Origin of the sequence: Streptomyces sp. 2-1 (assembly GCF_048564895.1) — a bacterium.
Lineage (GTDB): Bacteria > Actinomycetota > Actinomycetes > Streptomycetales > Streptomycetaceae > Streptomyces > Streptomyces phaeochromogenes.
In genome coordinates this window covers 5,512,970-5,526,028 of sequence record NZ_CP183383.1, presented here as the reverse complement: position 1 = coordinate 5,526,028, position 13,059 = coordinate 5,512,970, and the positions used below count along the sequence as shown (strand labels likewise).

11 protein-coding genes are annotated in these 13,059 nt (G+C 72.3%); 7 read left to right on the top strand and 4 right to left on the bottom strand.

Going from position 1 to position 13,059, the window contains the following annotated elements:
• The first annotated feature begins 256 nt into the window (after positions 1 to 256).
• The 3 genes from ACN20J_RS24275 to ACN20J_RS24265 all read left to right on the top strand — a co-directional run bounded on the left by ACN20J_RS24275 (position 257) and on the right by ACN20J_RS24265 (position 1,981).
• The gene (locus ACN20J_RS24275) at positions 257 to 697 is read left to right on the top strand and encodes a hypothetical protein (RefSeq protein WP_419666784.1); all 441 of its coding nucleotides are present in this window, start codon (positions 257 to 259) and stop codon (positions 695 to 697) included.
• Between the two features lie 155 nt (positions 698 to 852).
• A complete protein-coding gene (locus ACN20J_RS24270) occupies positions 853 to 1,596 on the top strand; it encodes a SigE family RNA polymerase sigma factor (protein ID WP_419666783.1) in 744 nt (247 codons plus the stop codon).
• Positions 1,597 to 1,624: 28 nt separating this feature from the next.
• Positions 1,625 to 1,981: a hypothetical protein gene (locus ACN20J_RS24265; protein WP_361911669.1), complete on the top strand. Its 357-nt coding sequence runs from the start codon at positions 1,625 to 1,627 to the stop codon at positions 1,979 to 1,981.
• Between the two features lie 61 nt (positions 1,982 to 2,042).
• On the opposite strand, the gene ACN20J_RS24260 is transcribed toward ACN20J_RS24265, so the two are convergent.
• From ACN20J_RS24260 to ACN20J_RS24250, 3 genes are all read right to left on the bottom strand, one after another.
• Entirely contained in the window at positions 2,043 to 2,876 is an 834-nt protein-coding gene (locus ACN20J_RS24260; protein ID WP_419666782.1) for a class I SAM-dependent methyltransferase, read from the bottom strand.
• A gap of 67 nt (positions 2,877 to 2,943) precedes the next feature.
• A complete protein-coding gene (locus ACN20J_RS24255; protein ID WP_419666781.1) occupies positions 2,944 to 4,005 on the bottom strand; it encodes an ABC transporter substrate-binding protein in 1,062 nt (353 codons plus the stop codon).
• 82 nt (positions 4,006 to 4,087) lie between these two features.
• Positions 4,088 to 4,975: an alpha/beta fold hydrolase gene (locus ACN20J_RS24250; protein WP_419666780.1), complete on the bottom strand. Its 888-nt coding sequence runs from the start codon at positions 4,973 to 4,975 to the stop codon at positions 4,088 to 4,090.
• 279 nt (positions 4,976 to 5,254) lie between these two features.
• Between ACN20J_RS24250 and ACN20J_RS24245 the strand changes: the two genes are divergently transcribed.
• Positions 5,255 to 7,378 carry a BTAD domain-containing putative transcriptional regulator gene (locus tag ACN20J_RS24245; RefSeq protein ID WP_419668944.1) on the top strand — a complete coding sequence of 708 codons (2,124 nt, stop codon included), beginning with the start codon at positions 5,255 to 5,257 and terminating at the stop codon, positions 7,376 to 7,378.
• Positions 7,379 to 7,408: 30 nt separating this feature from the next.
• Here ACN20J_RS24245 and ACN20J_RS24240 read toward each other — a convergent pair whose 3' ends face one another.
• Positions 7,409 to 8,284: a hypothetical protein gene (locus ACN20J_RS24240; protein WP_419666779.1), complete on the bottom strand. Its 876-nt coding sequence runs from the start codon at positions 8,282 to 8,284 to the stop codon at positions 7,409 to 7,411.
• 151 nt (positions 8,285 to 8,435) lie between these two features.
• On the opposite strand from ACN20J_RS24240, the gene ACN20J_RS24235 reads away from it, so the two are divergent.
• From ACN20J_RS24235 to ACN20J_RS24225, 3 genes are all read left to right on the top strand, one after another.
• Positions 8,436 to 10,271: a glycoside hydrolase family 15 protein gene (locus ACN20J_RS24235; protein WP_419666778.1), complete on the top strand. Its 1,836-nt coding sequence runs from the start codon at positions 8,436 to 8,438 to the stop codon at positions 10,269 to 10,271.
• 41 nt (positions 10,272 to 10,312) lie between these two features.
• A complete protein-coding gene (locus ACN20J_RS24230) occupies positions 10,313 to 11,308 on the top strand; it encodes an FkbM family methyltransferase (protein ID WP_189841382.1) in 996 nt (331 codons plus the stop codon).
• 247 nt (positions 11,309 to 11,555) lie between these two features.
• Positions 11,556 to 13,055, top strand: coding sequence for a serine/threonine-protein kinase (locus ACN20J_RS24225; RefSeq protein ID WP_419668943.1), 1,500 nt, complete (start codon positions 11,556 to 11,558; stop codon positions 13,053 to 13,055).
• Positions 13,056 to 13,059: the final 4 nt, after the last annotated feature.

The following is a 13,059-nucleotide window of genomic DNA, read 5'->3' as shown; positions in this document are numbered from 1 at the left end:
GAGCCGGTTCGCTGAGCCGTAATACCGCAACCCGTCGTCGGTCTCCGGGCTGTCGCCTGGATCTGGCGCGCGGAAGAGGGGCGTCGGGATCGGGCGCGCGGAAGAGGGCGGAAAAGGTTCGTCCGACCTGCAACCTCCGAGTCGTCGGAACGTCTGTCCGGGTGGAGGCGCCTCCGAGCCACGGCCTTCGCCACGGGACACCACCCGTGGTGGTCGCCGCGACAGACCAGTCACCACCGACGATTCGAGGAATCACATGTCCGCAGGTCAGACCCTCCGAAGCAGCCTCCGCCCGGCCCGAGTGCGGCTCGTCCTGGGGGCCACCGCTGCCGCCGCCGTGCTCGCCCTCGGAGGCGCGTTCACCGCCCACGCCGACAACGACTCCGCGCCCGCTCCCAAGCTCTCGACCGAACAGGTGCGGACCACCACCGACGAGTGCGCGGAGCCGGACCCGGTCGACGCGGTGCCGGGCGGCAGCGACGCCACCCCGGGCCGCGACGCCAAGGACGCCCCGGTCGACTACGAGTACACCGGCGAGGGCCCCATCGACGCGGTGCCCGGCGACGGTGACGAGTGCGCCGAGCCGGCCCCGGGCGACGACCCGGTCGAGGCGGTGCCTGGCGGGTACGACTCCACCCCGGCCCGCGGCGCCAAGGACGTCAGGGTCGAGGGCGAGCTCGCCCCCGCCGAGCGGTGACGGACGAGAAACGGGCGGCCCCGCGCCGCTGACCGGCTCCTGGCCGGCCGGCGGCCCGGGCCGAGGTGGAGCTGCCGGATTTCTGCCCGGCGGCTCCACCGCCCCTCCGGCGGTTCCGGGCGGAGGGCGTGAGGACCATGATTTCCGGGAGATCCATGAAGGCAGCGACGATCCTGGCCGCCCCGGCCCAGACCGACGGTGGGCCGGCGGGCGGGTACAGACCCGTGCCTTTCCCGTCCCGTGCCTGGGCGGACGCGCTGCACCGGGCATGGCGCCTGGTGCGCGGGGTGTCGCAACGGCGCGAGGAGATCCCGGCGGGCCGGCCGCGGTCGGTCCCGGGCACACCGGCCGTCCACACCGACCTCGCGAGGCCCGACCTCGTCAGGCCCGGTATCGACGAGCCCGGCATCGATGAGCCCGGTATCGACGAGCTCTACTCCCACCGCCGCCTGGACCTGGTCCGGCTGGCCCTGCTCCTGGTGGACGACCTGCCCACGGCGGAGGACGTCGTGCAGGACGTCTTCGCGGCGCTCTACCGCCGCCACGGCGAGCGGCTGACCGGCCTGGACAACCCCGACGCCTATCTGCGTACGAGCGTGGTCAACACCTCGCGCTCGGTCCTGCGCCGCCGCCGCACGGTACGGGCCCATGTCCCCGAACGGCAGGGGCACGCCCCGTCGGCGGAGGAACCCGTGCTGCTGCGAGAGGAGCACGGAGAAGTGATCGCCGCCCTGCACCGGCTGACCCGGCGGCAGCGAGAAGTGCTGGTCCTGCGCTACTGGTCCCACCTCAGCGAGGCCCAGATCGCCGATACCCTCGGCCTGTCCCGCGGGGCGGTCAAGTCCACCGCGAGCCGGGCCCTGGCCGCCCTGCGCCGACAGCTGGAGGACCCCAGATGAAGCCCGGCGCGACCCCGGAGGCGTCCCGATGATCGAACAGGACCCCGGTCCCGGCCTCCACCCGGATCCCCTCGAAGAGCGGCTGCACGACGCCCTGAGGGCCCGGGCCGACTCCGTCGACCTGCCCGACCTGCGCCCCGCAGCCCCACCGACCCGGCACGCCCGGTTCCGGCTCCCCGTCGTACGACCCGTCCGCCGCTCCGTCCTGGCGCTGCTGATGCTGGCGGCCGTGGTGGCAGGCCTCCTGTTCGTGGCGGCGCGCTGGGAACGGGAGACCCCGGTCAGGCCCGCGAACGTCCCGTCGGTGTCACCCACCCCCGACGCCACTGACGCCGTCCCCTATTTCCCTGAGGACGACGGGGTCGACGCGGTGCCCAATCCCTGACCGCTGCCGAGGCCGGGGAGGGCGGCGATTGCCGACCGCCATCCCCGGCCTCGACACGGTGTCACTCCGCCGGGAACCGGAAGAGATTGAAGCGGTACGCCTCGATGTCGCGGCGGCGGATCGTGGCCATGAGCCGGAGCAGGGCGCGGTAGGGCAAGGAGAGCCGGTGCGAGACCTCGGCCGGCAGGTGGGCCAGGGTGAGGGAGTCCGTGAGGGTGAGGCCGGGCTGCCAGTGTTCGAGGGTGCCGGGGTCGTCGCAGCTCCAGCGCATCCGGGCGGCCACCTTGGCGAGTACGTCGTGGCTGTCCTGGGTGTCGACCATGCGGGACGCCGCGGTCTCCAGGGCGAGGCGGGCCCCGGGCAGCCGCTCGGCGATCTGCCGGAAGACCGAACGGACCAGCTCCTCCTCCAGATAGATCAACACCGCCTCGGCGGCCAGGAAGTACGGCCCGGGGCTCGTGCGCCGCACCTCCTCCATCCAGCCCGGGTCGGTGACCGAGGCGGCGATCATGCGCCGGCGGTCCGTGTCCTCGAAGAAGCCCCGCCGCAGCGCGATCACATCGGGCAGATCGAGGTCGAACCAGTGGACCGTGCCGTTGTCGAGTCGCTCGAACCGGGTGTTGAGGCCGGTGCCGATCTCCACGACCGTGCCCGAGGGATGCCGTTCCAGGAAGTCCCGTACCCATAGGTCGAAGAGCAGCGTGCGCAGGTTCGCGCCGAGGAGACTCTTCGCGCCGTCGAAACGGGAGAAGTCGTAGTCCAGTGCGTCGACCATCTCCACGGCCCGCGGATCCCTGAGCATGCCGCGCGGTTTACGCGTCTCGACCGCACGGGCGTAGAGGGGGATGAGCAACGTCTCCTGGACGTCGCCGAGTTGGGGCGTGCGCTTGTCCATGACGGCTGCTCCCTTCCCGCGGGGTACGACGGAGTACGACGGAGTACGACCGAGTGCTGCGGAGTGCTTACGTGTCCAGCCGCTTCGACTTCTTCACCGCCGCCGCGAGCTGTTCGATCACCGGGGCGAAACCGGCGTAGCTGAACCGCTCCTCCATCGACCACGGCGTGGTCTGCGCCGCCTTCACCGCGGGCAGTTGCCGCCAGGTGGGCTTCTTGGCCAGGTCCTTGGGCGGGAGGGCGGTGGAGCGGTTGTCGATCATGATGAGGTCGGCGTGGTGCCTGTCGGCGTTCTCCCAGCTGAGGAACTCCCAGAAGCCCCACTCGTCGGACTTCTTGCCCTCGACGAACTCCACGCCCAGGTCCTTGAAGTAGTTGAGGTCGCTGTACGAGTCGGGGACGGCCACGTACATCTGGTCGGCGTCCCCCGTCATCGCCATGACCTTCAGTCCGCCGCTCGCCCCGGCGGCCTCGCGGAGGGTCTCGGAGGCATTGTCGAAGCGCGCCTTCGCGTCGGTGACCTTCTTGGCGCCCAGGTCCGCGCCGAGGGACTCGGCGAGTTCGGCGGTCCGGCGCAGGGGGTTGAGGAGCGAGGTCCGGGCGATGCTGATGCCGACGGAGGGCGCGAGCGCCTCGATCTTCTTACGGCTCTCCTCGGGGACGTACCAGAGATCGGGCGCCGGGAACATGTTGCTGATCAGGAGGTCGGGTTCGAGGGCCGCGTACTTCTCGACGTTGAACTGGCCCCATGCCGTGCCGAGGCTGGTCAGTTCCGACACGTCCAGGTCGCCGGCCTGGGGGTTGGGCTTTCCGCCGATCGGCTCGGTGGGGCCGAAGACGCCCTTGCACTCGATGCCGTAGTCGTGGAGCGCCGCGGCCGTGCTCACGAACGCGACGAGTGTCTTCGGCTCGCTGTCGGTCCTGACGGTCCGCCCGCGGTCGTCCTTGAAGGACCAGGGGCCGCCGTCGCCTGCCGCGTCCCCGGCCGACCGTGCGGACTTGTCGCCGGCCTCGCCGTCGTCGGTGCCGTCACCGCAGGCGGCGAGCAGGGGGCCGAGGGCGAGGGCGCCGCCGGCCGCGAGCAGACGGCGACGGGAGACGCGGTTCGGGACAGTGGGGACCGGCTTCATTAGGGCAGGCTAACCTAACTTCCGCGCTGTCGACAGCCCCTGCGCCCACCGCGGCGGCGGCCCTCGCGGGGCGCGCCCGATCTCACCGGGTCAGCAGGTCCCGTACGGCCTTGACCACCTCGTCGGGGGCCTCCTCCGCCATGAAGTGGCCGCAGGAGACGGTCGTATGACGCAGGTCGGGTGCCCATGCGGACCACAGTCCGGCGGCGTCGAAACCGAGGGCCGTGCCCCAGTCCTGCTGGAGGACCGTCACCGGCATCCGCAGTCGGCGGTCGGCCTCGCGGTCGGCCCGGTCGTGCGTGACGTCGATGCCTGCGGAGGCGCGGTAGTCGGCGACGATCGAGGGGACGGCCGCGCGGGACGCCGCCAGGTAGGCGGCGCGGATCTCCGGCGGCATGGCCGCCGGGTCGCGCGTCCAGATGTCGAGGAAGTGGCCGAAGAAGGCGTCCGCGCTCGCCTCGATCAACTGCTCCGGCAGGCCGGGTGGTTGGGCCATGAGATAGAGGTGGAAGCCGACCGCGGCCGACGTTCCGCGCATCACCTCCCACATGTCCAGCGTCGGCAGGACGTCCAGGGAGGCGAGGTGGGTGACCTTGTCCGGGTGGTCGAGGCCGGCGCGGATCGCCACGAGGGCGCCGCGGTCGTGGCCGACGAGGGCGAATCGGTCGTGTCCCAGGGCCTTGGCGAGCGCGATCACGTCCGCGGCCATCGTGCGCTTCGAGTACGTCGATTCGTCGGGGTCGGTGGGTTTGTCGCTGGCTCCGTAGCCGCGGAGGTCTGGGCAGATGACGGTGTGGTTCGCGGCGAGTTCGGGTGCTACGTGGCGCCACATCAGGTGGGTTTGGGGGAAGCCGTGCAGGAGGATTACGGGGGTTCCGGTGCCGCCTATGGCGGTGTTCAGGGTGATGTTGTCCGTGACCGGGATGCGGTGTTCGGTGAAGCCGGGGATTGCTGGGGGTGTGTGGGGCATGGGGGCCTCTTGGTGGGTTTGTGGGTGGGCCGGTGTGTTGTGTGTGCGGGTGGGATTCGGCTGAGTGCGCAGTTCCCCGCGCCCCTAGGTATGTGCGGTGGGCGTGGGTGTTGGGTGCGGGTTTGTATGGGCTGAGTGCGCGGTTCCTCGCGCCCCTGGGTGGGTGGGGTGGGCCGGGGGTGTTGGGTGGGTGTTGGGCCTTGGGCCTGGCTATTGAGTCTGGTGGGGGTGAATCAGCGTGTGGTCAGCAGTGGGGTGGCGGAGAGGGTGGTGGTCGGGATGGTGCGGGTTGTGTTCGGGGTGCTCGGGCCTACGGTTGCCGCCGGTGACAGTGGGGGCGCGCTCGCGTTGAAGGGGCCGCGGCATCGGGCCGTGCTGGCGCGGCTGATCGTGGCCCGTCGTCGGGTCGTGCCCGTGGCCCGGCTGGTCGAGGATCTGTGGGAGGATCCGCCGCCCGGCGCCGTGGGGGCCGTCCAGACGTTCGTGGCCGCGCTGCGCCGAGTACTGGAGCCGGAGCGTCCGCCGCGGGCACCGGCCCGGCTGCTGGTCACCGACGGTCCCGGATACGCCCTGCGGACCGAGCCGGACACGGTGGACGCGTGGCGCTTCGAGACCGCCCTCGCCACTGCGGCCGACCTGCCCGCCCAGCAGGCCCTGGCCACCCTGGAGGAGGCCCTCGGGTGGTGGCGGGGCCCCGCCTACGCCGAGTTCGCGGACGAGGACTGGTCCCGCGGTGAACGCGCCCGCCTCGCCGAACTGCGCCTCCAGGCCGTGGAACGGCGCGCCGAGGCCCACCTGGCCCTCGGCCGCCCCGCCGACGCGGTCCCCGACCTCGACGCCCACCTCACCGAACATCCCTGGCGCGAGGACGCCTGGCGCCTGCTCGCCCTGGCCCTCTACCGCCAACACCGCCAGGGTGACGCCCTGGCCGTACTCCGCCGAGCCAGAGAAGTCCTGACCAACCAACTGGGCCTGGACCCGGGCCCCCGCCTCCGCCACCTCCAATCAGACATCCTCACCCAAACCCCAACACTGGACCTACCCCCCGACACAGACCTGCCACCCAACACCCCCGCCCCACCCCACCCACCCAGGGGCGCGAGGAACCGCGCACTCGGCCCATACGAACCCGCACCCAAAACCCCCGGCCCACCTCACCCACCTAGGGGCGCGAGGAACCGCGCACCCAGCCCAATCCCACCCGAACCCAACACCCCACCCCCACCCACAACCCAACCCCCAGCCGACCTATGGACAAGAGCCGCCAAGACCTACAACCGCACAGTCGCCAAAGGCACCCGAGCCCGGCTCGAATCCACCATCGGCCTCATCAGAAACCTCGCAGTCACAGGCGGCGAAGGCCTGGCGGAAGCCCGCCACCACCGCACGGCGGCGATCACCGCCGCCGAGGAGTTCGCGGACCCGGAACTGACGGCCCGAGTCATCGGCGCGTACGACGTCCCGGCGATCTGGACCCGCGCGGACGACCCGCCGGCGGCCGAGCACATCGTCGCCGTGGCGGAACGCACGCTCGCCGCGCTGCCGACCGGCCCGCACGACACGGCCCGCTGCCGCCTGCTCGCCACCATCGCCCTGGAGACCCGCGGAGCGCCCGGCCCGCGAGGCCCCGAGGCCGCCCGCGAGGCCGAGGCGCTCGCCCGCCGCCTCGACGACCCCGCACTGCTGGCCTTCGCCCTCAACGGCACGTTCATGCAGTCCTTCACCCGGGCCGGCCTCGCGCCACAACGGGACGCGATCGGCGCGGAACTCGTCGAACTGGCCGTACGCCACGGCCTGGTGACCTACGAGATCCTCGGCCACCTCATCCGCCTCCAGGCCCGCGCGGCCCTCGCCGACTTCGCCGCCGCGGACACCCACGCGGCCACCGCGGACCGCCTCGCCGAACGCCACGAGCTGCCGCTGGTCGGCGTATTCACCGAGTGGTACGGAGCCCTGCGGCTCAGCGCGACCGGAGAGCCGGCCCGCGCCGAGACCGCCTGCCGTGCCGCCGCGGCCCGCCTCGACGGCGCCGGCATGCCCGGCCTGGAACGCGGCCTCCTCCCCCTCGCGCTCCTCTGCCTGCGCCTGACCCACGGGCTCCCGCCGGACCCGGACCCCCGGGCGGACTGGGGCCCGCACCGCCCTTGGGCCGAGCCGTTCACCCTGATCGCCGAGGGCCGCCACACCGAGGCCCGTACCGCCCTGCACGCCCTACCGGAGCCTCCGCACGACCTCCTGCACGAGGCCTACTGCGCCCTGGAGGCCGAAGCCGCGCTCCGCCTCGACGACCGGACCGTACTGGAACGCGCCCGCACCCGCCTGCGCCCGGCCGCCGCCGAACTCGCGGGCGCGGGCAGCGGACTGCTCACCCTGGGACCGGTCGAGCGCTACCTCGCCGACTAGGGACGACGGGCGCCGAGCGGGCTCGAAGGCTCAGCCCTCCGCGTCAGCCTCCTTGCTCGCCGGCCGAGCCGCCGGCTTCTTCCCGGCGAGTACGTCCTGGAGGCGCTGCGTGCCGAGCTGGGCCGCCTGCCGGGTGGAGTTGGCGGAGACGCCGTCGAGGCCGCCGTTGGTGAGGGAGAGGGCACTGTCGCCGACCCGTACGGCGGCGAAGTCCAGGGTGAGTACGGCGGACGAGCCGCCCGACTCGCCGTACACCTTCATGCGCAGGCTCTCGCGGGCCTCGCCCACGCCGGGCAGGGGCGTGGCGGTGACCAGGACGGTCAGCTCCCCGCCCCTGACATCCGCGGCCGTGAACTGGCCGCACTTGCCCGGCACCTCCTTCAGCCAGGCCAGCGAGGCGTCGAGCGCCGCCCGGTCGTACGCCCCGACCTGGTAGCGCACCTGCGCCCCGTCGTCGGTGTCGTCCAGGCCCTTCACCGCGCGGGCCCCGGCCGGTTCGCCCAGCAGGTCCTCCGCGTACAGGCCGTCGAGCAGCCGCTGGCAGTCGGGGATGTCCGTCCTGCCCTTGAGCAGCGCGTCCCGCCAGGTCGCCCCGCCCTGGGTCGGCTTCCAGCCCTTGCCCAGGTCCTTGTTGGAGATCAGCGCCGACTTCACCTGCGCCTCGGTGAGCGTGGGGGCGACCGTGACGGAGGGGGACGGCGACGGGAGCTGCCCGGCCACGGGCGAGGCGGAGGCCGCCGCGTCGGCCTTCGGCGCCGCCCCGGAACCGGCACCGTCGACGGCCGAGCACCCGGCCGTCGTCAGCAGCGAGGCCGCTGCCAGGGCCGGGACGAGAGCGAGGACCGTACGGCGACGGGCGGGGCGGAGCGGGCTCGGTGGGGCGGACGGGCCGGGCGGACGGGTCATCGCGGAATGCCTCCTACGGCTCCTGCGGGCGAGAGATCTCCACCTCACCGCACCACCCGCCGCCACCGCCCACCAGCGCACCGGTCCGACCGGGTGAGGCATTCCGCCCGTTCGAGATGCCTCCGTCCCCCGCCGCGCGGACACTTGCAGCATGCCGGGAAGGATCGAGGACTACGCCCTCGTCGGAGACCTGCTCACCGCCGCCCTCGTCGGGTGCGACGGCAGCCTCGACTGGCTGTGCCTGCCGCGCTTCGACTCGCCCGCCTGCTTCGCCGCGCTGCTGGGCGACGAGAACAACGGCCGATGGCTGATCGCCCCGGTGGACGCGGACACCGACGAGGGGGTGACGGTCCGCCGCCGCTACCGCGGGGACTCCCTCGTGCTGGAGACCGAGTGGGAGACCGCCACCGGCCGGGCCACCGTCGTCGACTTCATGCCGCGCCGCGACGGCGCCCCCAGCGTCGTACGCATCGTCGAGGGCCACTCCGGCACGGTCGACCTGCACATGGATCTGCGGCTGCGCTTCGAGTACGGCAGCGTCGTGCCCTGGATGCACCGCGAGGACGGACGGCTGACGGGCATCGCGGGCCCGGAGTCGGTGTGGCTGACCACGCCCGTCGCGCTGACCGGACAGGGCGAGGCCCACATCGCCGACTTCACGGTCACCGCGGGCGAACGGATCCCCTCCGTCCTGACCTGGCAGCCCTCCCACCTGCCCGCCCCCGACCCGGTGGACCCCTTCGACGCGCTGCGCCGCACCGAGGAGTACTGGAAGGAGTGGCTGCGCCCCTTCTCGTACGACGGCACCTACCGTGACGCGGTCGTCCGTTCCCTCATCACCCTCAAGGCCCTCACCTACGAGCCGACCGGTGGCATCGTCGCCGCCCCCACCACCTCCCTCCCCGAACAGCCCGGCGGCGTCCGCAACTGGGACTACCGCTACTGCTGGCTGCGCGACGCCGGAATGACCCTGGAGGCCCTGCTGCGCAGCGGGTTCACCGCCGAGGCACAGGCCTGGCGCGGCTGGCTGGAACGGGCGGTGGCGGGCCGCCCCAAGGACATCCAGATCATGTACGGCATCGGCGGCGAACGCCGGCTGACCGAGTGGACGGCCGACTGGCTCGCCGGGTACGAGAACTCCCGCCCGGTACGGATCGGCAACGGCGCCGCGGCCCAGCAACAGCTCGACGTACCGGGCGAGTTGATGGAGACCCTCGCCCTCACCCTGCGCTCCGGACTGCGTCCCGAACGGCATCTCCTCTCGCTCCAGCAGGCCCTGCTCGACCATCTGGAGGAGGTGTGGTCCCGCCCCGACCAGGGCCTGTGGGAGACGCGCGGCGAACCCCGCCACCACGTCCACTCCAAGATCATGTGCTGGGTGGCCTTCGACCGGGCTGTCCGCCTGGTCGAGGAGCACGGGCGCCCGGGGCCGGTCGCCCACTGGCGCGAGGTCCGGGACCGTATCCACCGCGAGGTCTGCGAGCGGGGCTACGACCCGGCCCGCGCCACCTTCACCCAGTCCTACGGCTCCCGCGCGCTCGACGCCGCGCTGCTGCTCATCCCGGGAACCGGCTTCCTGCCGCCGGACGATCCGCGGGTGATCGGTACGGTCGCCGCCGTCGAACGCGAGCTTGCGACCGACGACGGCCTGGTCAGCCGCTACTCGACGGGCGCGGGAGGAGCCACGACCACCGGCGGGGCCGCAGCCCCCGACGGCCTCACCGGCGGGGAGGGCGCCTTCCTCGCCTGCTCCTTCTGGCTCGCGGACGCCCTGCTCCTGACCGGCCGGGAGGACGACGCCCGCCGCCTCTTCGAACGCCTTCTGCTCCTGCGCAACGACGTGGGCCTCCTGGCCGAGGAGTACGACCCCCTCGCCCGCCGCCAGCTGGGCAATTTCCCCCAGGCGTTCACGCACGTCCCGCTGATCCGCGTGGCGTACGAACTGGACGGGCACGCGACCCAGAGCGCACGAAAACTTGTTCAGTAAAGTACCGGTGAATCCAAGGCGTCTTCTGCGAGGCTGGCGGGATGCAGACCCTTTACAGAAGACTGCTCACGTTCCTTCCCCGTATAGGTGTGAAGGTCCTCGATCTCGGCCCCGGCGCCGCCGTCGTGTTCCGGCGGGGTGACCGGACCGGCGTCCCTGTGGGACAGGGCGCGCATCTGGTGGCTCAGGGGAAGGGACGGTACGCCGTCACCTCCGTGGGTTCCGATGCGTGGCTGGTGGCGCGCGGGACCAAGGGGCGGAAGGCGACGAGCGTCCCCTTCGGCGCCACCGGGGCGCGGCTCCTCCTGGACGAGGCCGTGTCGGCGGAAGCGGAACGGGAGTTCCAGCTCGGGGCCGCCCACTATCTCGGTGCCCAGCATGTGGCCGCGCTCCTGGAGCTGAACCGCGTGAACTGCGTGTTCGACGTGGGGGCCAATATCGGGCAGTACGGGAAGGGGCTCCGGCGGTTCGGCTACAAGGGGCGCATCGTCTCCTTCGAACCGGTTTCCGTCACCTTCGAGAAGCTGCGGCAGGCCGCCGAGAACGACCCCGACTGGCAGGTCTACAACTTCGCGCTCGGGCGCGAGGAGGCCGTGCAGTCCATCCACATCGACTGGAAGTCCATGAACTCCCTGCTGCCGCCGAGCGAGTACGGCAAGGAGCGGTACAAGCGGTTCTCCAAGGGGCGTACCGAGGAGATCGAGATCCGGCGGCTCGACGACGTGATGCAGAAGGCGTTGGAGGGGATCGAGGACCCCCGGCCGTATCTGAAGATGGACACGCAGGGCTTCGACATGGAGGTGTTCGCCGGGGCCGGGGACCGGATCTCCGAGTTCGTGGGGATGCAGTCCGAGGTCGCCGCGTTGCGGTTGTACGAGGGGAGCCCCTTGATGGGGGAGGCCATCGCCGCGTACGAGGCCGCGGGGTTCGGTGTCACCGGGATGTACCCCGTCACCCGGGAGCCTGCCACCGGGCGGGTCGTGGAGTTCGACTGTGTGATGGTCCGGGCCGGGGCAAGTGGCTCTGTGACGGGTTGAGTTCGGGCTGAGCGCGCCCACGCGGCGGAGCCGCGGACGTCCACGGCCCCGCGCACCTGACGGGGCGTCGGGGGTGGTTGCGAGTCGGTAGGCTGACCCCTGCTGCGGATCCCCCCACCTGCGCGCTTCTGCATCGCATGAAGTGCCGTTCGCGGTCGTCGTGTTGGCCTTCTGCGTTGTTGAGGATGATTCGCTGGTGCTCGTCGCGGAGCGGTATCGGTTGCACGGATCCATTGGCCGCGGCGGTATGGGGGAGGTGTGGCAGGCCACCGACGAGATTCTCGGGCGTGAGGTGGCGGTCAAGCTGCTGCTCGGGGACGAGGCCGACAGCGCGGCGGCCGCCCGGTTCCGGCTGGAGGCGCAGACCGCGGCCCGGCTGAGCCACCCCTACGTCGTCGCCGTGTTCGACTTCGGCGCCTGGGACGACCGCTTCTACCTGGTCATGGAACTCGTCGAGGGCCAGAGCCTCGCGCAGGAGCTGACCGCGGCGGGCAGCCTGGGGACCGAGCGGGTCGCCACCGTCGCCGCCCAGGCCGCGGCCGGGCTCGCCGCCGCGCACCGGGAAGGGATCGTGCACCGGGACATCAAGCCCGGAAACCTCCTCTCGGACGCCCAAGGGACCGTGAAGATCGGTGACTTCGGCATCGCCCGCTTCGTCGACGACCCGGCCTCGGCGCTCACCACGGCCGGCCAGATCGTCGGCACCAGCCTCTATCTCGCCCCCGAACGCGCCCTGGGCAGACCGGCGTCGGCCGCCTCCGACGTCTACTCACTGGGCTGCGTGCTGTACCAACTCCTCACCGGGCGACCGCCGTTCCACGCCGAGAGCGCCACGGTCACCCTGCACCAGCACATCGACATGGCCCCGGTGCCGCCCCGCGAGCACGGTGTCCAACTGCCGCCCGCCTTCGAGAACTACCTCCTCGGCCTCCTCGCCAAGCAGCCCGAGGACCGGCCCTCGGCCCAGGAGGTCGCGGACTGGTTCGGCACGGGGGCCTGGCGGGGGCTCGCCGAGCCGCTGCCCGTGGCGTCGGACACGAGGCACACATCGCGCTCCGCCTCGCCGTCGTACGCCTCCCGGCCGCCGCAGTCGGGGTCCGCCGAGACGGGGCCCCCGACGATGTACCGGCTGCCGCCGACCGCGGCTCAGCAGTCGCAGCCCGCCCGTTCCGCTCAGCAGACCCGTGCCACTCACGCCGGTCACGCGGCCAACTCCGCGCACTCCTCGCACTCCTCGCACTCCGCGCCCTCCACACCGTCGCGCCGCGCGAGATCGGGCGGGACACGGTCGAACGGGGCTGCGAGATCGGGCGGCGGGGTCGGTGCGATGGCCCGTCGTCGGCCCCGGGTGTTCGGCATCCTCGCCGGCGCGGTGCTGTTCGTGCTGGCCGTGCTCGCCGGCATGAAGATGTTCTCGCCTGACACCACCTCGACGGAGACCGGGAACGACCTGAAGGGCGGTTCGTCGTCCACCGGCCCCGAGAAGAGCGGCGTGCCGGCCGCCGGAACCGTGGCCCGCACCGGGGCGCCCGACTCCGCCCCCGAGCCCGGTGTCAACGAGGAGCCTCCCGCGTCCCCCTCCTTCACGGAAACCGCGGCCGACACACCGACCCCGGCCGAGACCGAGGAGGAGAAGCCGAAGGAGGAGCAGGAGCAGGCCCCGCCGGAGCAGCAGGAACAGGAGCAGCCGCCGCAGTACGGCGACGGGGACGACGATGACGACGACGCCGGATACGGCGACGACTAGAAGT